This window comes from Cognatilysobacter xinjiangensis (genome assembly GCF_014651995.1).
In the GTDB taxonomy this organism is placed as follows: domain Bacteria; phylum Pseudomonadota; class Gammaproteobacteria; order Xanthomonadales; family Xanthomonadaceae; genus Cognatilysobacter; species Cognatilysobacter xinjiangensis.
This window is the reverse complement of sequence record NZ_BMXY01000001.1, coordinates 297,558-317,164: the sequence shown is the minus strand read 5'-3', so window position 1 is coordinate 317,164 and position 19,607 is coordinate 297,558. Positions and strand designations below refer to the sequence as shown.

The 19,607-nt window shown below is 69.8% G+C and carries 21 protein-coding genes and 1 tRNA gene; 14 read left to right on the top strand and 8 right to left on the bottom strand.

Going from position 1 to position 19,607, the window contains the following annotated elements:
• Positions 1-16: 16 nt before the first annotated feature.
• The 6 genes from IE066_RS01465 to IE066_RS01440 form a co-directional block, all read right to left on the bottom strand.
• The gene (locus tag IE066_RS01465) at positions 17-1,348 is read right to left on the bottom strand and encodes a sensor histidine kinase (RefSeq protein ID WP_189446553.1); all 1,332 of its coding nucleotides are present in this window, start codon (positions 1,346-1,348) and stop codon (positions 17-19) included.
• A gap of 83 nt (positions 1,349-1,431) precedes the next feature.
• Positions 1,432-2,118 carry a response regulator transcription factor gene (locus tag IE066_RS01460; RefSeq protein WP_189448717.1) on the bottom strand — a complete coding sequence of 229 codons (687 nt, stop codon included), beginning with the start codon at positions 2,116-2,118 and terminating at the stop codon, positions 1,432-1,434.
• Between the two features lie 309 nt (positions 2,119-2,427).
• A complete protein-coding gene (gene rimK / locus IE066_RS01455; RefSeq protein ID WP_189446552.1) occupies positions 2,428-3,336 on the bottom strand; it encodes a 30S ribosomal protein S6--L-glutamate ligase in 909 nt (302 codons plus the stop codon).
• Complete coding sequence (locus IE066_RS01450; RefSeq protein ID WP_189446551.1) at positions 3,333-3,797, bottom strand: ATP-dependent zinc protease family protein; 465 nt, start codon at positions 3,795-3,797, stop codon at positions 3,333-3,335. Before IE066_RS01450 ends, rimK begins: the two co-directional genes overlap by 4 nt.
• A gap of 67 nt (positions 3,798-3,864) precedes the next feature.
• A tRNA-Gly gene (locus tag IE066_RS01445) sits at positions 3,865-3,938 on the bottom strand.
• A gap of 55 nt (positions 3,939-3,993) precedes the next feature.
• Positions 3,994-5,811, bottom strand: coding sequence for an autotransporter domain-containing protein (locus IE066_RS01440; RefSeq protein ID WP_189448715.1), 1,818 nt, complete (start codon positions 5,809-5,811; stop codon positions 3,994-3,996).
• 170 nt (positions 5,812-5,981) lie between these two features.
• Here IE066_RS01440 and thiS point away from each other — a divergent pair, with 170 nt between their 5' ends.
• From thiS to IE066_RS01395, 9 genes are all read left to right on the top strand, one after another.
• Positions 5,982-6,194 (top strand): sulfur carrier protein ThiS, encoded by a 213-nt coding sequence (thiS, locus tag IE066_RS01435; protein WP_189446550.1) that lies wholly within the window; start codon positions 5,982-5,984, stop codon positions 6,192-6,194.
• 472 nt (positions 6,195-6,666) lie between these two features.
• Positions 6,667-7,461, top strand: coding sequence for a thiazole synthase (locus IE066_RS01430; RefSeq protein ID WP_189446549.1), 795 nt, complete (start codon positions 6,667-6,669; stop codon positions 7,459-7,461).
• Positions 7,461-8,183, top strand: coding sequence for a tRNA (guanosine(46)-N7)-methyltransferase TrmB (gene trmB, locus IE066_RS01425; protein ID WP_189446548.1), 723 nt, complete (start codon positions 7,461-7,463; stop codon positions 8,181-8,183). Before IE066_RS01430 ends, trmB begins: the two co-directional genes overlap by 1 nt.
• A 68-nt stretch (positions 8,184-8,251) precedes the next feature.
• Positions 8,252-10,093: an SLC13 family permease gene (locus IE066_RS01420; protein ID WP_189446547.1), complete on the top strand. Its 1,842-nt coding sequence runs from the start codon at positions 8,252-8,254 to the stop codon at positions 10,091-10,093.
• A gap of 112 nt (positions 10,094-10,205) precedes the next feature.
• The gene (locus IE066_RS01415; RefSeq protein ID WP_189446546.1) at positions 10,206-10,622 is read left to right on the top strand and encodes a YciI family protein; all 417 of its coding nucleotides are present in this window, start codon (positions 10,206-10,208) and stop codon (positions 10,620-10,622) included.
• A gap of 17 nt (positions 10,623-10,639) precedes the next feature.
• Complete coding sequence (locus IE066_RS01410; protein WP_189446545.1) at positions 10,640-11,068, top strand: VOC family protein; 429 nt, start codon at positions 10,640-10,642, stop codon at positions 11,066-11,068.
• Positions 11,065-11,475, top strand: coding sequence for a VOC family protein (locus IE066_RS01405; protein ID WP_189446544.1), 411 nt, complete (start codon positions 11,065-11,067; stop codon positions 11,473-11,475). Before IE066_RS01410 ends, IE066_RS01405 begins: the two co-directional genes overlap by 4 nt.
• Before the next feature lie 3 nt (positions 11,476-11,478).
• A complete protein-coding gene (locus IE066_RS01400; protein WP_189446543.1) occupies positions 11,479-12,741 on the top strand; it encodes an RNA polymerase sigma factor in 1,263 nt (420 codons plus the stop codon).
• Positions 12,742-12,794: 53 nt separating this feature from the next.
• A complete protein-coding gene (locus tag IE066_RS01395) occupies positions 12,795-13,175 on the top strand; it encodes a YciI family protein (RefSeq protein ID WP_189446542.1) in 381 nt (126 codons plus the stop codon).
• A gap of 11 nt (positions 13,176-13,186) precedes the next feature.
• On the opposite strand, the gene IE066_RS01390 is transcribed toward IE066_RS01395, so the two are convergent.
• Entirely contained in the window at positions 13,187-13,519 is a 333-nt protein-coding gene (locus IE066_RS01390; protein WP_189446541.1) for a Rieske (2Fe-2S) protein, read from the bottom strand.
• A gap of 75 nt (positions 13,520-13,594) precedes the next feature.
• Between IE066_RS01390 and IE066_RS01385 the strand changes: the two genes are divergently transcribed.
• From IE066_RS01385 to IE066_RS01365, 5 genes are all read left to right on the top strand, one after another.
• On the top strand, positions 13,595-13,900 hold the full coding sequence (locus IE066_RS01385) for a hypothetical protein (RefSeq protein WP_189446540.1): 306 nt from the start codon (positions 13,595-13,597) through the stop codon (positions 13,898-13,900).
• Positions 13,901-13,902: 2 nt separating this feature from the next.
• A complete protein-coding gene (locus IE066_RS01380) occupies positions 13,903-14,613 on the top strand; it encodes a fumarylacetoacetate hydrolase family protein (RefSeq protein WP_189446539.1) in 711 nt (236 codons plus the stop codon).
• Between the two features lie 19 nt (positions 14,614-14,632).
• The gene (mscL, locus tag IE066_RS01375; RefSeq protein WP_189446538.1) at positions 14,633-15,058 is read left to right on the top strand and encodes a large-conductance mechanosensitive channel protein MscL; all 426 of its coding nucleotides are present in this window, start codon (positions 14,633-14,635) and stop codon (positions 15,056-15,058) included.
• Between the two features lie 67 nt (positions 15,059-15,125).
• A complete protein-coding gene (locus tag IE066_RS01370; protein WP_189446537.1) occupies positions 15,126-16,544 on the top strand; it encodes a M28 family peptidase in 1,419 nt (472 codons plus the stop codon).
• A 70-nt stretch (positions 16,545-16,614) separates the two neighbouring features.
• Positions 16,615-18,354 (top strand): EAL domain-containing protein, encoded by a 1,740-nt coding sequence (locus tag IE066_RS01365; protein ID WP_189446536.1) that lies wholly within the window; start codon positions 16,615-16,617, stop codon positions 18,352-18,354.
• On the opposite strand, the gene IE066_RS01360 is transcribed toward IE066_RS01365, so the two are convergent.
• The gene (locus IE066_RS01360) at positions 18,351-19,598 is read right to left on the bottom strand and encodes a cation:proton antiporter (RefSeq protein WP_229790621.1); all 1,248 of its coding nucleotides are present in this window, start codon (positions 19,596-19,598) and stop codon (positions 18,351-18,353) included. The two genes, IE066_RS01365 and IE066_RS01360, sit on opposite strands and share 4 nt — an antisense overlap.
• Positions 19,599-19,607 lie beyond the last annotated feature (9 nt).

Genomic DNA, 19,607 nt, shown 5'->3' with positions numbered 1-19,607 from the left:
TGCAATCGTCCCGCCGTCAGCCGAACGTGAGTGTCGCCACCACACCGCGTTGGGCACCGGGCTTGACCTGCACGTCCCAGCCGTAGAGCTCGCAGAGCCGGCGCACGATCGACAGGCCGATGCCGCCGCCCTGCGAATGGCCGGCGTGCGTGCCGCGATAGCCGCGCTCGAACAGGCGCGCAGCGTCTTCCGGGCTCAGGCCGGGGCCGGAGTCGATCACCTCGACCGAATGCGGATGCAGGCGCACCACCACCTCGCCGTCCGCCGTGTACTTCACCGCGTTGCCGATCAGGTTGTTGAGTGCGACGGTCACCGCGGCCTCCGGCGCATCGGCAGTCAGTCCGCGCTCGCCCTCGATTCGCAGCTGCACCGGCTTGCCGCCGAGTTGCGCGCGATGCGCGTCCAGCAACTGCTCGGACACCTTGGCCACGTCGGTGGTGCCTTGCCCGCGTTCGCCGCGCGAGAGCAGCAGCAGCGCGCTGATCAGGTCGGTGCACTGCTGCTCGGCGCGCTGGATGCGCAGCAGGCGGCTGCGCGTCTTTTCGTCGATGTCCGGGCGCGTCAGCAGCAGCTCGATCGCGCCGCGGATCACCGCGAGCGGCGTGCGCAGTTCATGGCTGACGTCGGCATTGAATTCGCGATCGCGCTGCACGACCTGAGTGAGCCGCGCGGAGTAATCGTCGAGCGCCGCCGCGAGCTGGCCGACCTCGTCGTCCGCGAAGTCGTTGGCGAGTGGCTCGGTGAGGCCCGCGCGCCCCGAGCGCTTGAGCCGCTTGGCGAGTTCGAGCACGGGGCTCATCACGCGAGACGCGGACCACCAACCGATCAGGAACGACACGAGGGTGAACAGCAGCACGGCGCCGATGATGCTGTGGCGCAGCTTGTTCGCGTTCTCCGCGGCACCCGTGACGTCGTAGCGGACCAGGCTGGTGAACGGCTTCCCGTCCGGACTCGTGCCGCGTCGAACGGCGACCTTGTAATCGCGCCATTGGCCATCCGGCGCCTGCTGACGCACGTTGTGCAGTCCGGGCGCTAGGTCGCGATAGGTGGGATCGATCTTGCGTGCGTTGTCGTCGCTCCACGTGCGAGCGTCGAAGATCAGGAAGTAAGGCGGCAGATCCGGATTCGTCTCGACCTGATCGACGAGGTTGCGCACTTCGCGTTCCAGCGTGCGCTCCACCAGCTGGCTCTCGAGCCGGTCCCGCAGCCAGAGCGTCGCCACGGCGAACATCGCGGTCAGGCTGAAACCCAGCAGCACGAAGCCGAGGATGATCCGGCTGCGCAGGCGGCGGCGATAGCGGGTGCGGATTCCCGCGCGACGTTGCGCGGACGGACTGGCGGTGGCCATCGTCGATGGGTTCGGACGGAGACGCGCAGTCTATGCGCTCGCGCCACCGTCCATGAAACGGCGGCGCGGGCGCATGCAGGCGATCAGGCGTTGCCGCCGTCGGGCGCGGCGATGCGGTAACCGATGCCGTGACGCGTCTGGATCAGAGGGTTGCCGAACGGCTTGTCGACCACCGCGCGAAGCCCGTGGATGTGCACGCGCAGGCTGTCCGAGTCGGGCAGCTCCTCGCCCCACACGCGCGTCTCGAGTTCCTGACGCGTCACCACCGCGGGCGAGGCTTCCATCAGCGCCTGCAGGATCTTCAGCGCGGTCGGGTTGAGCTGCAGCAGCTTGCCGCCGCGGCGGACTTCCAGCGTGTCGAGGTTGTACTCGAGGTCGGCGACGTTGAGCACGCGCGTCTGCACGCCGCGGCCGCGACGCGACAGCGCGGCGAGGCGCACCTCGACCTCCTGCAGCGCAAACGGCTTGATGAGGTAGTCGTCGGCCCCGGAGTCGAAGCCCGCGAGCTTGTTGTCGAGCGAGTCGCGCGCGGTGAGCATCAGCACCGGCGTCTGCTTGCGTGCCTCATTGCGGAGCTTGCGGCAGACCTCGAGGCCGTCGAGGCCCGGCAGGTTGAGGTCGAGCACGATCGCGTCGAAGTCGTGCACCACGGCCAGGTGCAGGCCGGTGATGCCGTCGGCCGCGAAGTCGACGGTATGGCCGCGGTCCTCGAGGAAATCGCCGAGGTTGGCGGCGATGTCGGGGTTGTCCTCGATGACGAGAATGCGCATGGAGGTGTCCTGGGGCTGGAGCCGGCCGCCGGCCGCGAGCACCGCATCGGGTGTCGAGGTGGGGCGCGAATCGGGGGTGGGCGTCTGCATCGTTCGATTGTGTCAGACGGCTGTTCATGCGCCGTCTTCACGTCCGACCGGCGGCGGCAAAAAAAGTGCCCGGACACGAAGGCCCGGGCAAAAAGGTGTTACCCCGATTACCGCGGCCCGCCGAGGAGCCACCCCGGGATGAGCTGCGGAAGGGGCACGCTACGCCCGAAACCCTTAAACGATGGTTAAGGGCTGGCCCGGTTTTTCGTTAGGAATTCGTTATTTCCGGCGGCGACCGGCGGACGGTTTTCGCGGTGGGCATCCCTGTGCAACGAAGGCCACGATTTCACCCGCAATGTCCTTCCCGGAGGCACTTTCGATGCCCTCCAGCCCCGGCGAGGCGTTCACCTCCAGGACCAGTGGGCCCCGGTCGGAGCGGATCAGGTCGACGCCAGCGATGCCCAGTCCCAGCACCTTCGTCGCGCGGACGGCCACCTCGCACTCGGCCTCGCTCGGACTGACGCCGACGGCCGTGCCGCCACGGTGCAGGTTGGAGCGGAACTCGCCCGACGGCGCCTGGCGGCGCATGGCCGCCACCACGCGGTCGCCGACGACGAAGCAGCGCAGGTCCGCGCCCTTGGCCTCGGCGACGAACTCCTGCACCAGGAAGTTCGCATAGAGGCCGCGCAGCGCCTCGGTGATGCCACGCGAAGCCGAGAGCTTCTCGGCGAGAATCACGCCCGCGCCCTGCGAACTCTCGGTCAGCTTGATGACGTGCGGCGGCGGGCCAAGCAGGTTGAGCAGGTCGCCGGTATCGTCGGGGTTGTCGCCGAACACCGTGACCGGCATGTGGATGCCCTGCGCAGCCAGCAGCTGGTGCGCGCGCAGCTTGTCGCGCGCCTTGAGGATGGCGTCGGACGGATTGGGCGTGCATGTGCCCATCAGCTCGAACTGCCGCAGCACCGCGCTGCCGTAACGCGTCACCGACGCGCCGATGCGCGGGATCACCGCGTCGTAGCCGGTCAGCGGCTTGCCCTTGTAGTGCATCGCGAAGTCGCCGGCGGCGATGCGCATGTAGCAGCGCAGCGGATCGAGCACGCGCACCGTGTGGCGTTGCTCGCGTGCCGCTTCGATCAGGCGCCGCGTGGAGTACAGCGAGCTGTTGCGCGAAAGGATCGCGAGTTTCATGGCGTCGGAAGCGAGGAAGTCGACCGGCGGGGGGCGCGGCCGTGGACGAAAGATCGTGAGGGATCGACTGCGAACAAGCCGGCGAGCGCCGAGCGGCCGACCAGCATCGGGAAACGCATGCCGCGCCGGTCGGCGAGATTGATCTCCACCTCGCGTTCGACACCCGCCAGCCGAAGCCGCGTGCGCAGGAAAACGCGTACGCCACGATGGCCGCCCGAATCGACGACCTCGCGTTCGTCCTGCACGGGCGCCCGCAGCTCGACCACGCGGCCGCCTCCGGGGCTGACGCGGAAGCCGACCCACGGCGTGCCACCATCGAGGAAGCGCCACTGCGCGTCGACGTGCAGCGCGCAGGTGCGCGCGCCGGTGTCGATCTTCGCGCGCAGCGCCGGCACGTCGAGGTCCGGCAGGCCGACGCACTCGCGCCAGCCGACCACCACGGAGGGCGACGGATCGGTCAACGCGGGCTCCCCTTGGCGGAATGAAAAAAACGGCGACCAGTTTTGCCCGGTCGCCGTTTCGATTTTGTGGAGCGGGTGATGGGAATCGAACCCACGCTAGCAGCTTGGGAAGCTGCAGTTCTACCATTGAACTACACCCGCATGACGCGAAGTCTAGGCCGCGCGCGCGCCGCTTGGCAACGCGCGCGGCAGTCGGTCAGAAGCTGCCGCCGACAGTGAGGTAGACGGTGGCGTCGTTGCCGGCCTTCTGCGCCTGCGTGAGGCTCGCGCCGACGTCCGCGTTCAGGCCGAACAGCTTCGAACGCACGCCGAACTGCAGCGTGGCGTAGGAGTCGTCGAAGTCCACGCCCGGCACCGCGTACTCGCCGGTGGTCGAGAGCGTCTGCGAGCGCGCGAACGCCTCTTCCGGACGGTCCTCGAGCTCGCGGTCGTAGGTCAGGCGGGCGTACGGCGTGGCGGTCTCGCTTTCGAAGCGGGCCTGCCAGCCGACCTTGCCGATCAGCGAATCGAAAGACTGGTCGGGGTAGGCCAGCGCGGTCGACAGCGTGCCCTGGTCCTCGGCGAAGCCGTCGATGTCGATGCGCTGCGCCAGCAGGCCGAGCACCGGGCCGTGGCGGAAGCCGCCGCTGCCGAAGTCCCAGCCGCCCTCGACGCCGGCCGTCACCACGCTGCCGTCGGCTTCGCCGTGGTGGATGCGGGTGGCCTGGCCGAGCTCGACGCGACGGTCCAGGTCGTATTTGGTCTGCGTGTAGCCGAGCTGCGCGTTTACCCAGCCGGCGCCCGCGCGCCAGCCGACGTAGCCGCCGATGGACGCTTCGCTCTGGTCGAATTCGCCCATGCGCTGGCCCCAGTCGAAGCTGCTGCGGCCGAAGCCGGCGAAGCCGCCGTAGACGAAGTTGCCGGACTTCTGGTCGACGCCGACGGTCAGCGACGGGCCGACGCCGTCGTACAGGTCGCCCTTGCCGTAGCGCTGGAAGTCGCCACGCGCGTTCGCCCACCAGTGCGTGCCGTCCTCGTCGTCGTAGCCGCGGGCCAGCGTCTCGCCCGAGACGATGTCGGCGCGCGCGCGACCGGTCACGGCCGTCGTGTTGAGCAGCAGCTGCACCTGGCGCGGGGCTTCGAGCACGGAGAGCGCGAAGTCGGCGAGGATCGCGTGGCCGGCCAGCGACGGATGCACGCCGTCGGCAAACAGATAGGTGTTCGGCGCGTTGACGTTGGCGTAGTTGGTCGGGCTGCAGGTCAGCGACGAGGCGGTGATCTGCGGGTTGCAGGCCGTGCCTGTATTGGTGACCGCGATGCCGAACTGCGTCGGGTTGGCGATGACTTCGTTAAGCAGGTGGAACGTGTCGAGCGGGATCACGCGCACGTTCGCGGCGGCGAGGCCGCCGAACAGCGCGGTGTTGTACTGGTTCGACAGCGCGGTGCCGGTGGCCTGGGCGGTGGCGCCCTGCGCACGGAAGGCCGGCGTCGAGCCAATGTCCGGCAGCGTGGGAACGAGGATGTAGCGCGCGCCCGCGTTCGACAGCTGCTTCACCATCGCGACCTGACCGTTCACCGCGGTCGCGAGCGAGCTCACCGGCGCGCCCGCGTTGGTGATCGCGAACAGGTCGTTAGCGCCGCCCCACACCGTGTACAGCGCGTTCGCGTCGGCGCGGCCGCCGTTGGCGGCGAGGTAGTTGTTGACCTGCGTCTGCAGCGACGGGACGGTGACGGCGACGCCGGGCGCGAAGACCTGCGAGCCGTTGCTGCCGATGCGCGCGCCGCCCACGGCGTAGTTGGTCCCGCCCTGGTTGGACGGCGCGGCGTTGGTGCCGTAGAAGTCGGCCAGGTACTCGGCCCAGATCAGCGCCGGGTTGGTGGTGAAGCGGCCGACCGAGCCCGCCGACGGGCCGGCGACCTGCACCAGCGTCGGGCGGAAGTAGCCGGTATCGGTCAGCGAGTCACCGAAGAAGACGGTCGACGAATAGGTCTGCGCGAAAGCCGGCATCGCGGCGAGCGCCAGCGCGGCCGCCAGGGCGGTACGGACAGGTTTCATGCATTGCGTCCTTGGAAAGCGTTGGGAAACCGCCGGCATACGCGGGCGGACGGGCGGCATCCAAACACGCCGTATGTTGGCGGCGCAAGCGACGAAGGTGGGGCTGCGCGGCCCGGTGCGTACGCCGCGCGTGCGGGCGACAATGCGGCATGGCCGAAAACTTCCAGATCCTCCTCAACGGCGAGCCGCGCGACCTGCCCGGCGATGCCGACATCCAGCGCCTGCTTGAACAGGAAGGCCTCGCCGGCCGCCGCGTGGCGGTCGAGGTCAACGGCGAGATCGTGCCGCGCGGCCGGCACGCGGGCCATGCGCTGCGCGCCGGCGACCGCGTCGAGATCGTGCACGCACTGGGGGGCGGGTGAGGAACGGCCGCTCACGCGGCACTGCCGCGTGGCCGTTCCGAACGCCCGCCGCCCTGCGGCGGGCCGGAAGCTAAATCCGTACGCGACGCCCCTCATTTGCGCCGAACGCCCCACCCTCCGTGTGGCCGTTCCGAGCGCTTGCTGGGCCGCAGCGAGGTGAAACCGCGATCCGTGGATCATGCCTTCGTATCCCCCACTTGACTGATCGAAGTCCCGTTGCCCGGCCATGAGCGGCAACGAATCCAAACGCCATCCCGTCGCCTGTCGCCCCTTCTCGGCCACCTCCCCTCCCTATTCCGCTGCACTGCCGCACGAAGTTCCGCGTAGCGCACTCGACGGGGACGGATGAATCGCGGCAGGTCCCCGCCCGGAACGCCATGCGATCGTGGCCCGGGCGAGGCCACCCGAACCCCACCGAAGCGGGATGCCCGATGCCCCGCACCGCGCCGCCGGCCGATGCGATAATCCCTCGATGACCGATTTCGCCAAGAACGATCCGCTCGTCGTCGCGGGCGTCAACTATTCCTCCCGACTGCTCACCGGTACCGGCAAGTTCGCCGACCTGCAGCAGACGCGACTGGCCACCGAGGCCGCGGGCGCGCAGATCGTCACCGTGGCGATCCGCCGCACCAACATCGGCCAGAACCCGGGCGAGCCGAACCTGCTCGACGTGTTGCCGCCCGAGCGGTTCACCATCCTGCCGAACACCGCCGGCTGCTACACCGCCGACGACGCCGTGCGCACCTGCCGGCTCGCGCGCGAGCTGCTCGACGGCCACAAGCTGGTGAAGCTCGAGGTGCTGGGCGACCAGCGCACGCTGTATCCGGACGTGGTGCAGACCCTCGCCGCGGCCGAGAAGCTCGTAGCCGACGGTTTCGACGTGATGGTCTACACCTCCGACGATCCGATCCTCGCCAAGCGCCTCGAGGAAATCGGGTGCGTGGCGGTGATGCCGCTGGCCGCCCCGATCGGCTCGGGCCTCGGCATCCAGAACCGCTACAACCTGATCGAAATCATCGAGAACGCGAAGGTGCCGATCATCGTCGACGCCGGCGTGGGCACTGCCTCCGACGCGAGCATCGCGATGGAGCTCGGCTGCGACGGCGTGCTGATGAACACAGCGATCGCCGGCGCCAAGGATCCGGTGCTGATGGCGCACGCGATGAAGCTGGCCGTCGAGGCCGGCCGCGCGGCGTTCAGGGCCGGGCGCATTCCGCGCAAGCGCTTCGCCAGCGCGTCCTCGCCCGTGGACGGGCTCATCGGCTGATGACCGAGCCGCACGTCCCGCAGGCCAAGCCGTTCACGGTCGAGGAAGGGCATCGCCGCATCCGCAGCTTCGTGCTGCGGCAGGGGCGTTTCACCGATGCCCAACAGCGCGCGTTCGATGAGCTGTGGCCGCGCTTCGGGCTCGACTACACCGGCGCGCCGCGCGATTTCGACGCCGCCTTCGGCCGCAGCGCACCGCGCATCCTCGAGATCGGCTTCGGCAACGGTGAGGCGCTGCGCTTCGCCGCGGCGAACGACCCGGCGCGGGACTACATCGGCATCGAGGTACACGCGCCCGGCGTCGGCCGGCTGCTCAACGCGCTGGCCGCGGACGGCACCACGAACGCCCGCGTCTACCACCACGACGCGGTCGAGGTGCTGGAGAACGAAGTGGCCGACGGCGCGCTGCAGGAAGTGCGCATCTACTTCGCCGACCCCTGGCACAAGAAGAAGCACCACAAGCGCCGCATCGTGCAGCCCGCCTTCGCGCAGATGCTGGTGCGCAAGCTCACGCCCGGTGGCCTGCTGCACCTGGCCACCGACTGGGAGGGCTATGCCGAGCACATGTGGGACGTGCTCGACGCGACGCCCGGCCTGGTCAACCGCGCCGGTCCGCGCGGCCACGTGCCGCGGCCGGAGTGGCGGCCGGAAACGCATTTCGAGAAGCGCGGCCTGAAGCTCGGCCACGGCGTCTGGGACCTTCTGTACGACCGCGTGGGATGAGTCCGGACGTCGCCCCCGCCCTTCCCGCCGCATGCGCGCATCGCGCGATCCCGCGAGCCGGCTGAGCGATGGACGACACCGCCCTCCCGTTGACGCGCGACATGGTGACCGTGCTGGCGATCGCCGGCTTCACCATGGTGATGTTCCTGTTCGAGCGCATCCGCGCCGACGTCGTCGCGCTGGTGGTGCTGGTGCTGCTGGGCCTGACCGGCCTGGTGGAGCCCGAGGCGCTGTTCGGCGGCTTCTCCGGTAACGCGGTCATCTCGATCATGGCGACGATGGTGCTGGGCGCGGGCCTGGACCGCACCGGCGCGCTCAACCGGCTGGCCGGCTGGCTGCTGCGGCGCTCGCATGGCGACGAGAAGCGCCTGATGCTGCTCACGACGGGCATCGCCGGCATCAACTCGGCCTTCATGCAGAACCCGTCGGTCATGGCGCTTTACATGCCGGTGGCCGCGCGCCTGTCCTCGCGCACCGGCCTGCCGTTGCCGAAGCTGCTGCTGCCGATCGCCGCCGCGATCCTGATGGGCGGCGGGCTGACGATGGTCGGCAATTCGCCACTGATCCTCCTGAACGACCTGCTGGTCGCCGCCAACGCGAACCTGCCCAGCGGCGCCGCCACGCTCGAGCCCCTGCAGATGTTCCGGCCGCTGCCGATCGGCCTGGTGCTGCTGGCTGCCTCGCTCGCCTACTTCCATTACGTGGGCTCGAAGAAGCTGCCCGACGAGGACGCCAAGGGCGTCACGCCCGGTCGCACGCAGAGCTACTTCGCGCAGGCCTACGGCATCGAGGGCGACGTCTTCGAGCTCGAGGTCACGGACGACAGCCCGCTCGCGGGCATGAGCATCGGCGAGATCGAACTCCTGCCTGGCGTGCCGATGCTGCTCGCGCTGAAGTCGGGCGAGGAAGCGCGCCTCTCGCCCGCCGCAGACGCCCGCCTGCAGTCCGGCAGCGTGCTCGGCGTGATGGGCCCGCACCAGCTGGTGACGGATTTCGCGCAGAGCCAGTTCCTGCGCGTCGGCCCGCGGCTGCGCCACTTCGCCGACCTGTTCAACCCCGCGCGCGCGGGCATTTCCGAAGCGGTGGTGCCCGCGACGTCGCGCTACATCGGCCACAGCGCCGGCCAGCTGCAGCTCCGCCGCCGCTACGGCATCTACCTGCTGGCGATCAACCGCGGCAAGGAAGTGATCCGCGACAACGTGCGCGACGTGGCGCTGCGCGCCGGCGACATGCTGGTATTCCACAGCGTGTGGACCGACCTCGCGCAGATCGCGGCCACGCGCGAGGTCGCGATCATCACCGACTATCCCAAGTCCAAGCAGCGCCCGCACAAGCTGAAGATCGCGCTCGCGATCTTCGTGGTCGCCATGCTGCTCGCACTGTCCTCGCGCCTGCCGGTGTCGATCGCGCTGATGACCGGCGTGGCGGGCATGCTGATCGCGGGTGTGATCGACATCGACGAGGCCTACCAGGCGATCAACTGGAAGACCGTGTTCCTGATGGCCTGCCTGATCCCGCTGGGCTGGGCAATGGACTCCAGCGGCGCGGCCGCGTGGCTGGCCGGCCATACCGTCGAACGCCTGCCCTCGGGCACGCCGCCGTGGCTGCTGCAGGTGCTGGTCGCGCTCGGCACCACGGCGATGTCGCTGGTGATCAGCCACGTGGGCGCGACCATCGTCGTCGTGCCGCTGGCCATCAACCTCGCGCTCGCCACCGGCGGCGACCCGACCGCGTTCGCGCTCACCGTCGCGCTGTCGGCCTCGAACAACTTCATGACCGCGTCGAATCCCGTGGTGTCGATGGTCGCCGGCCCCGCCGGCTACACCAGCCGCGACCTCTGGCGCATCGGCGGGCCGCTGTCGCTGTGCTACTGCGCAATCACCGTGGTCATGGTGAACGTGCTGTTCTGATCCGCGCCCCTACCGTTCGTCGGCCGATGACGCGGCGATGTCGAAACGGCGCCTCTCCGTCCGTCGTATGCGATGAAGGCCCGGCATCCTGCCCGGCCGACGGGAGATTCCGATGCGCGTAATGGTGTTGGTGAAGGCCAGTCCGTCCTCCGAGGCGGGCGTGATGCCGGAAACGGAGCTGTTCGAGGCGATGGGCCGCTTCAACGAGGAGCTGGCGAAGGCCGGCGTGCTGCTGGCGGGGGAAGGGCTCAAGCCGTCGTCGCAGGGTGCGCGGGTGCACTTTTCCGGCGCCGCGCGCAGCGTGCAGGACGGCCCGTTCGCCGAGACGCGGGAGTTGGTCGCCGGCTTCTGGCTCTGGCAGGTGCGCTCGATGGACGAGGCGATCGAATGGGTGCGCCGCTGCCCGAACCCGATGCCCGAGGACTCGGAGATCGAGATCCGCCCGGTCTACGAGGCTGAGGACTTCGGGGACGCCTTCACGCCCGAGCAGCGCGAGCGCGAAGCGCGCCTGCGCGCCGACATCGCGTGACCAGGGAGGAGACCGACATGCAACTCGTTCCCTACCTCGCCTTCGACGGCGACTGCCGCGAGGCCTTCGATTTCTACCGCGACGCCTTCGACGGCGAGATCGTCTTCACGATGACCGTCGGCGAGTCGCCGATGGCCGCGCAGATGCCGCCGGAATCGCATGCGCGCCTGATGCACATCGAACTGAGGGCCAGCGGCGCATCGCTGATGGGCGCGGACATGCAACCCGGCTGCGGCGACGGCGGCGGCCACCACGGCGGCTGCGTCAGCATCGGCCTCGACACCATCGAGGAGGCCGAGCGCGTGTGGGCCCGGCTTTCGCAGGGCGCCACCATCGGCATGCCGCTGGAACCCACGTTCTGGGCGACGCGCTTCGGCATGCTGACCGACCGCTTCGGAAAGGCCTGGATGATCAACGGCCCGCAACTCGAGGGAGCCCAGGCATGAGCCACCCGCTCTATCTCAACCTGCCGGTCACCGACGTCGCACGCGCGAAGCGCTTCGTCGAGGCGCTCGGCCTGGCGGTCGACACGACCTTCAGCAACGAACAGGCGACCTGCGTGCGCCTCAACGACGGCGTGATGCTGATGCTGCTCGCAAGGCCGTTGTTCCAGTCGTTCACGAAGAAGGACGTGGGCGATCCGATGACGTCCACGCAGCACTTCATCACCCTGTCGTTCGACTCGCGCGAAGCCGTCGACGACTTCCACCAGCGTGCGGTCGATGCCGGCGCGACGACCGAGCACGACGCCGAGGATTCGGGCTTCATGTACCAGCGCGGCTTCAACGACCCTGAAGGCCACCAGTGGGGCCTGTTCTGGATGGACGCGTCGCAGATGCCGCCGGCGGCGTAATCGATGCCCTGTGGCACGGCGCGCCAGCTCGACACGCTGTGGCGGATGGAATCGCCACGGTTGGTCGCGCGCGTCGCGCGCATGACCGGCGATGTGGGCACGGCCGAGGAACTCGTGCAGGACGTGTTCGAGCAGGCGCTGCGGCGCTGGCCGGCCGAAGGCGCGCCGTCGAACCCGGCCGCATGGCTGATGACCGCCGCGCGCCATCGCGCCATCGACCACCTGCGCCGTCGCGCGCTGCATGGTGAGCGCGGACGCGAATACGCGGTGGAGCTCGAGCTGCACGACGCATCGCAGGAGGGCACGCCCGACATGCAGGCGGACGACGACATCGGCGACGACCTGCTGCGGCTGATGTTCGTCGCCTGCCATCCGGTGCTGCCGCTCGACTCGCGCGTGGCGCTGACACTGCGGCTTCTGGGCGGCCTCACCGTCCCGGAGATCGCGCGGGCGTTCCTCGCCCGCGAGGCGACCATCTCGCAGCGCATCGTGCGCGCCAAGCAGGCGCTGCGCGACGCGCGCGTGCCGTTCGAGATCCCGCGGCACGACGAGCTCGACGAGCGTGTCGATGCGGTTCTGCAGGTGATCTATCTCGTCTTCAACGAGGGCTACGCGGCCACCTCGGGCGAGGACCTGCTACGTCCCGCGCTCTGCGAGGAGGCAATGCGGCTCGCCCGCGTGCTGGCCGGGCTGATGCCGCAGGCGCCGGAGGTGCATGGCCTCGTCGCACTGATGGAACTGCAGGCTTCGCGGTTGCACGCACGCACGGATGCGAACGGCGACGCCGTGCTGCTGGCCGACCAGGACCGCGCGCGCTGGGACCGCACGCTGATCCTCCACGGGCTGTCGGCGCTGGATCGCGCGATCGCGCTCGGCGGGCATGATGGCGTTTACGCACTGCAGGCCTCCATCGCCGCCTGCCACGCACGCGCCGCTACCGTCGACGCCACCGACTGGCCGCGCATCGCCGGCCTTTATGCGCGGCTGGCCGGCATCACCGGCTCGCCCGTGGTCGAGCTCAACCGCGCGATGGCCGAATCGATGGCGCACGGGCCGGCGGCGGCGCTCGTCCGCGTCGACCGGCTGGTCGAGCAGGGCGTGCTCGACGGTTACGCGATGCTGCCGGCCGTGCGAGGCGATCTGCTCGACCGCCTCGGCCGGGCGCCAGAGGCACGCATCGAGTTCGAGCGCGCCGCCGCGCTCACCCGCAACGCGCGCGAGCGCCGCGTGCTGCTCGATCGCGCCGCGCGCTGCACGGCGACGTGACAGCGCGGGCCTGCGCGCGCAGCATGTCGCCGACCGCCGACCGGACGCCGCCCATGCAGTTCATGCTGCTCGTGTACATCGACGAAGCCCGCCTCGCCGAACTGCCGGACGGCGAATTCGACGCGCACATGCGCCACTGCTTCGATAATGCCGATGCCCTGCGCGCGCAGGGCTGCCTGCTCGATTCGCAGCAGCTCGAGCCGCCGTCGACAGCCCGTGCCGTGCGCCATCGCGACGGCGCCATGCGCGTCACCGACGGCCCGTTCGCCGAAACCCGGGAATTCCTCGCCGGCTTCAACCTGATCGAGGCGGCGGACCTCGACGAGGCCGTGCGCATCGCCGAATCCATGCCGTGGACGCGCTTCGGCGCGATCGAGGTGCGTCCGGTGCGCGACATGGGCGCGGTGCGACGCCGCGTAGGCGCGGCGGCCTGATACGCGGCGCTTCAGCGCGCCAGCCGCACCTCGCCGTCCTGCACTGCCACGTCCACGCGTCGCAGCGCGTCGCCCTTGCACGGCCCGGCGATGCATTCGCCCGACGGCAGCGCGAACGAGGCGCCGTGCGCGGCGCAGACCAGATGGCCCTCGCGGCTGAGCAGGAACTTGCCCGGCGCCCAGTCGAGCCGGCGCCCGGCATGCGGGCAGATGTTGAGGAAGGCGTCGACACGGTCGCCCGCGCGCAGCAGCACCAGCGATTCGGCCTCGCCGTCTATCACGGCCTCGGCTTCGGCCGGCTGGCCGTCCTGCAACTGGTCCAGCTTCGCGACAACGCCGTTCATCGGTTTAACGCTTCCCTCACACGGTCCGGGGACGAGCGCCGGATACTCCCCGCTCGCAGACTTCACAAGTTTCTCATGCGACCGCAGCCACTGCTCCGCCTGTTCGAGATCTTTGCCCGCTACGACCGGCCCGCGCGCGTGTTCCGCGCCGTCATCGAGCCGCGCAAGCCGCGCCATCGCATGGCCCGCGTGCTGCTCGCCGTGACCGGCGTAGTCGTGTTGGGCGTGCTGGCCGTCGCGGCCATCGCCATCGGTGCGGTGATGATCCTCGGCGGCATCGGCTGGCGCCTGCTGCGCCGCTCGCCGACGGCGGCCGCGCCGCGCGATCGCGTGCTCGACGGCGACTACCGCGTCGTCCCGCGCGCCATGCTGTCGCGCTGAACATGGCCGACGTGATCCGACCGGCCGAGCCGGTCCGCATTCCCGTACAGGGCGGTTCCGATCGCTTTCCGGTGCGGCGCGTGTACTGCGTCGGCCGGAACTTCGCCGACCACGCGCGCGAGATGGGCGCCGCGGCGCCCGCGTCGAAGGCCGAACGCGGCACGCCGGTGTTCTTCCTCAAGCCCGCCGATGCGATCGTGCTCGACGGGCAGGTGCCCTACCCGCCCGGCACGCGCGACCTCCATCACGAGGTCGAGCTGGTCGTCGCGCTCGGCAAGGACGCGCCGGCTGGCGAGATCGATCCGGCGAATGCGCTGGATCTCGTGTTCGGCTACGGCGTCGGCCTGGACCTCACGCGCCGCGACCTGCAGGCGAACGCCAAGGCCAAGGGGCTGCCCTGGGACACCGGCAAGTCGTTCGACCATTCCGCGCCGATGAGCGAACTCGTGCCCGCGTCGCAGGTGGGCGACTACACCTCTCACTCGATCACGCTCGAGATCAACGGCCAGCGCCGCCAGCATGGCCAGCTCACCGACCTCATCTGGAATGTCGAGGACATCCTGCACGAGCTGTCGAAGCTCTATGCGCTCAAGGCGGGCGACCTCGTCTTCATGGGCACGCCCGCGGGTGTAGCCGCGCTGTCGCCCGGGGACGCGTTCCGCGCCACGCTCGATCGCGTCGCCACGCTCGAAGGCCGCATACTTCCCGCCTGATTCCCCGGGAGCGCGACGCATGCGTGTCATCGACGAATTCAAGGCCTTCATCGCACGCGGCAACGTCGTCGACCTCGCGGTCGGCGTAGTGATCGGCAGTGCATTCGCAAAGATCACCAGCAGCCTGGTCGACGGGCTGGTCATGCCCGTGCTCGGCATGGTCACCGGCGGCATCAAGGTCGATCAGTGGAAGCTGGTACTCAAGCCCGCGACGCTCGACGCGGCGGGCAAGGTGGCCGATCCCGAGATCGCGCTGATGTACGGCACGGTGCTGCAGGCGGCGATCGACTTCCTGATCATCGCCTTCGTCATCTTCCTGTTCCTGCGCGCCTACAACCGACTGCGCGCGCCGGCCGCGGCCGAGCCCCCGAAGCCCGCGGAAGACGTGCTGCTGCTGCGCGAGATCCGCGACCTGATGAAGGAGCGTTCCGCCGCGGGACCGTGACCGATGCCATGCAGCGCACCGGCGCTGCATTGCTAAGCTCGTCGACTTTCCTGATGGGGATCGACGCATGCGTATCCGGCTGATCGTGGCGGCACTGGCTCTAGGCATGGCGATGACGCCGGCCTTCGCGGCGAACAAGCCGGTGCGCATTCCGGACGCGGCGATGACGCAGGCGGCGACGCTGCGCGAGCAGGCGCTGACCAGCGACCTCGCCTACCGCATCACCGAGTCGATCACCACCGAAGTCGGCCCGCGCATGGCCGGCAGCGAAGGCGACGCGCGCGCCGTGGCGTGGGCGCAGGCGAAGTTCAAGTCGCTCGGCTACGACCGCGTGTGGACCGAACCGGTCACCTTCCCGAAGTGGGAGCGCCGCAGCGAGCGCGCCGAAGTGCTCGGCCGGCATGCGCAGCCGCTCGTGCTGACCGCGCTCGGCGGCAGCCCTGGCGGCACCGTCGAGGGCGAGGTGGTGCGCTTCACCGATCTCGCGTCGCTGGAAGCCGCGCCCGCCGGCTCGTTGGCCGGCAAGATCGTCTTCGTCGACTTCAAGATGGAGCGCAAGCGCGGCGGCGACGACTACGGCTTCGGCTCGCGCATCCGCTCGCGCGGCCCGACGACCGCGGCCGCCAAGGGCGCCGTGGGCTACCTCATGCAGTCGGCGGGCACCGATTCGCATCGCATGCCGCATACCGGCATCACCCGTTTCGACGAGGGCGTGAAGCCGATTCCGGCCGCCGCGCTCTCCGCGCCCGACTCGCGCCAGCTCTCGCGCCTCGTCGCGATGGGCCCGCAGCGCGTGCGCCTCGCGCTCGACTGCGGCTGGGACGGCGAAGCCACGTCCTACAACGTGATCGGCGAAGTGCGCGGCAGCTCTAAACCCGACGAGGTCGTGCTGATCGGCGGCCACCTCGATTCCTGGGACCTCGGCACCGGCGCGATCGACGATGGTGCGGGCCTGGGCATCACCATGGCCGCGGGCGCGATGATCGCCAAGCTGCCCAAGCGCCCGGCGCGCACCATCCGCGTCGTGGCCTTCGCCAACGAGGAACAGGGCCTCTACGGCGGCCGCGCGTACGCGGCGAAGTACGAGAAGGACGTCGGCAAGCACCAGATCGCCGCCGAGAGCGACTTCGGCGCCGGCCGCATCTACGGCTACGCGAGCTCGCTGCCGGAGTCGGCACGCGAGGCCGACGAGCAGATCCTGCAGGCGCTCGCGCCGCTGGGCATCCAGCGCCTCGAAGGCCGCGGCGAAGGCCCGGGCCCGGACATCGGCCCGTTCGCGCAGCGCGGCCTGGCATGGGCATCGCTGGCGCAGGACGGCACCGACTACTTCGACTTGCACCACACGCCGGACGACACCTTCGACAAGGTCGACCCTGCCGCGATCCAGCAGAACGCCGCCGCCTACGCGGTGTTCGCCTACCTCGCCGCCTCGGCCGACGGCAGCTTCGGCAGCAGGCCGGTCGCGCCGGCGACCCCCGCGCGCTGAGCGCCACGAGCACGGCGGCCATTCGCTACGGCCGCCGCTCGGTGGGCGCGGATCCGCCTAGACTTGCCGCATGAACCAGCGCTACGACGAGTACGGCAGCGTCCCGGTCGATCCGGTCACCGGGATCTACCGTCTCGGCGCGAACGGCCCGAGCCTCGCCACCGCGATCGCGGCGGCGGCGGCCACGCGGCGCAAGGTGTCGCTGCTGCACATCGACGTCGACATGTTCGGCTCGATCAACAGCAACATGGGCGAGTCGGTCGGCGACCAGGTGCTCGCCGCCGTCGCGCAGCGCCTGCGCAACGCGATGCCGCAGGACGCGTGGCTGTGGCGCCGCGGCACCGACGAGTTCATCGCCGGCATCGGCCATCGCGAAGGCGAGATGGACGGCGAGGCGCTTGCCGAGCGCCTGCGCGACGCCTTCGAGGTACCGCTCTCGATCCCGCCCTACACGCTGCCGATCACGCTCTCGATCGGCATCGCCGTGTTCCCCGACCACGCGCAGAACGCCGCCGCGCTGCTCGCGAGCGCCGAGCACGCGCTGCGAGATGCGAAGCAGACCGGCCTCGACAACGTCGGCCTCTACAGCGGGCGGCCCGAGCGGGGACCGATCAACGACGGCTTCGCGCAGCGATTCGCCGACGCCTTCGACCGCGACGAGTTCCGGCTGTACTACCAGCCCTTCGTCAATGGCCATGACGGCTCGCTCGCCGGTTTTTCCGCGCTGCTGCGCTGGAACTCCGAGTCCAGCGGCCTGCTGCGACCGAACCGCTTCCTCGACATCGTCGAGCGCGTCGGCCTGTCCGCGCGCCTCGGCGCCTGGGTGGTCGAAGCCGCCGCGCAGCAGCTCGCGCGCTGGCGCGACGAGGGCATCGACTACCTCAGCATCTCGATGCACCTGCCGAGCACGCTGCTCGCGCAGCCCGATTGCCGCGACCGCATCGGCGAGTTGCTGCATCGCCTGAACCTGCCGGGCAGCTCGCTGGAATTCGAGGTGCCCGAGAACGCGCTGTCGCTCGACGCGCGGCATACCTACGAGACGCTGGTCGGCCTGCGCGAGCTCGGCTCCACGCTGACGGTGCAGGACTTCGGCCTCGGCGGCCTGTCGTTCGCATCGCTCGCGCAGTACCCGCTGGACCGGTTGAAGATCGACCGAAGCTTCATCCGAAACGTCACCAGCGACACGCGCTCGGCGGCGATCGTGCGCGGCATCATCGCGATGGGCCATCGCCTGGACATGAAGGTCTGCGCGAAGGGCGTGGAAAGCGAGGCCGAGCTCGGCTTCCTGCGCCGCAACCACTGCGACTTCTTCCAGGGCTACATCTTCAGCGCGCCGCAGCCGGTGGAAGCACTGGACGCGTTGATCAAGAAGCGCTTCCTGCTGCCGGAAGCCTTCGCGCAGACGCGACCCGAGCGCACGCTGCTGCTGCTCGACGACGAGGAGAACGTACTGCGCTCGCTGGTGCGCCTGTTCCGTCGCGACGGCTACCAGATCCTTACCGCGAACTCGGTGCGCGAGGCCTTCGACCTGCTCGCCAGCAACCGTGTGCAGGTCATCGTCTCCGACCAGCGCATGCCCGACATGAGTGGCACCGAGTTCCTCGGCCGCGTGCGCGACCTCTATCCCGACACGGTGCGCATGGTGCTTTCGGGCTATACCGACCTCGCCACGATCACCGACGCGATCAACCACGGCGCGATCTACCGCTTCCTGACCAAGCCGTGGAACGACGACGAGTTGCGCGAACACATCCGCGCCGCGTTCCGTGCGCACGAGCGACGGGCGGCGGGCGAGGAAGTGGGCTTCTAGGCGTCAGTCGAGACCGGCCGCGAGCGCGGGCGCGCGAAGCGCGCGCGCCATCGGTCGAGCCGGTCCATCACGGGCTTGGCGGTGAAGCCGTGCAGGAGCACCGACAGCAGGACGACGAGGCTCACCACGGCCCAGAGCGAGCCCGCCTCCGCGAAGTGCGCATGGCCGGCGGCGAAGGCGAGGTAGTAGAACGAGCCGATCCCGCGCACGCCGAAGATCGCCACGGCCCAGCGATCGCGTTCGACGAGCGGCGATCCGGCGAGGCAGAGCCACGTGCCGATCGGCCGCAGCACCAGCACGATGGCCAGCGCGGCCCCGATGTCGCGCCAGCGCAGCGGCGCCAGCACACCGGTCACAAGCGCGCCGCCGAAGCCGATCAGCAGCAGCGCGATGAGCAGGCGCTCGCATTGCTCGGCGAAGAGGTTGAGCGTGCCCTGGTAATCGTGGTCGCGCTCGTAATGCCTGATCACCAGCGCGGCCACGAAGACCGCGAGGAAACCGTAGGTGTGCAGCAGCTCGGCGACGCCATAGACGATCAGGATGATCGCGAGTGCGGTCAGCCCGTCGCCACTGCGGCTGAGGCTGTCGGCGCGCTCGACGCGGAAGACCACGTGCATCAGCGCGTAGCCGAGGCCCCAGCCGACCGCGAGGCCGCCGCCGAGTCGCCAAAGCACATCGAGTGTTAGCCATCCCATCCAATCGACGCCCCGCATGCCGCTCGCGGCTGCGACGGCGATCGCCAGCCAGACGAAGGGAAAGGCGAGTGCGTCGTTGAGGCCGGCTTCCGAGGTCAGGCTGAAGCGGACGGGATCCTCGCCGCCCTCGCCCGGTGCGCCGACCTGCAGATCCGACGCGAGCACGGGATCGGTCGGCGCCAGCACCGCGCCGAAGAGCACCGCGGCGGCGGCGGAATAGCCGAGCACTCCGTAGCCGAGCAGCGCACCGCCGATGATCGTCAGCGGCATTGCGAGACCCAGCAGCCGCCAGGTGACGTGCCATCGCCGCCAGCCGAAGCGCGTGTCGATTCGAATGCCGGCCCCCAGCAGCGCCACCAGCACGGTCAGCTCGGTGAGCTTCTCGATCGCGGCGCGGTCCTCCGCGGGACGGATCTCGGGCAGGGGAAGCGGCAACAGGTAGAGCAGTGCGCCGAGCGCGACGTAGACGACTGGAAAGCTCAGCGCTCGACGCTTGAGCAGATGCGGCAGCCAGGCCGCGCCCAGCAGCGCGATGCCTGCGACCAGCAAGACAAATTT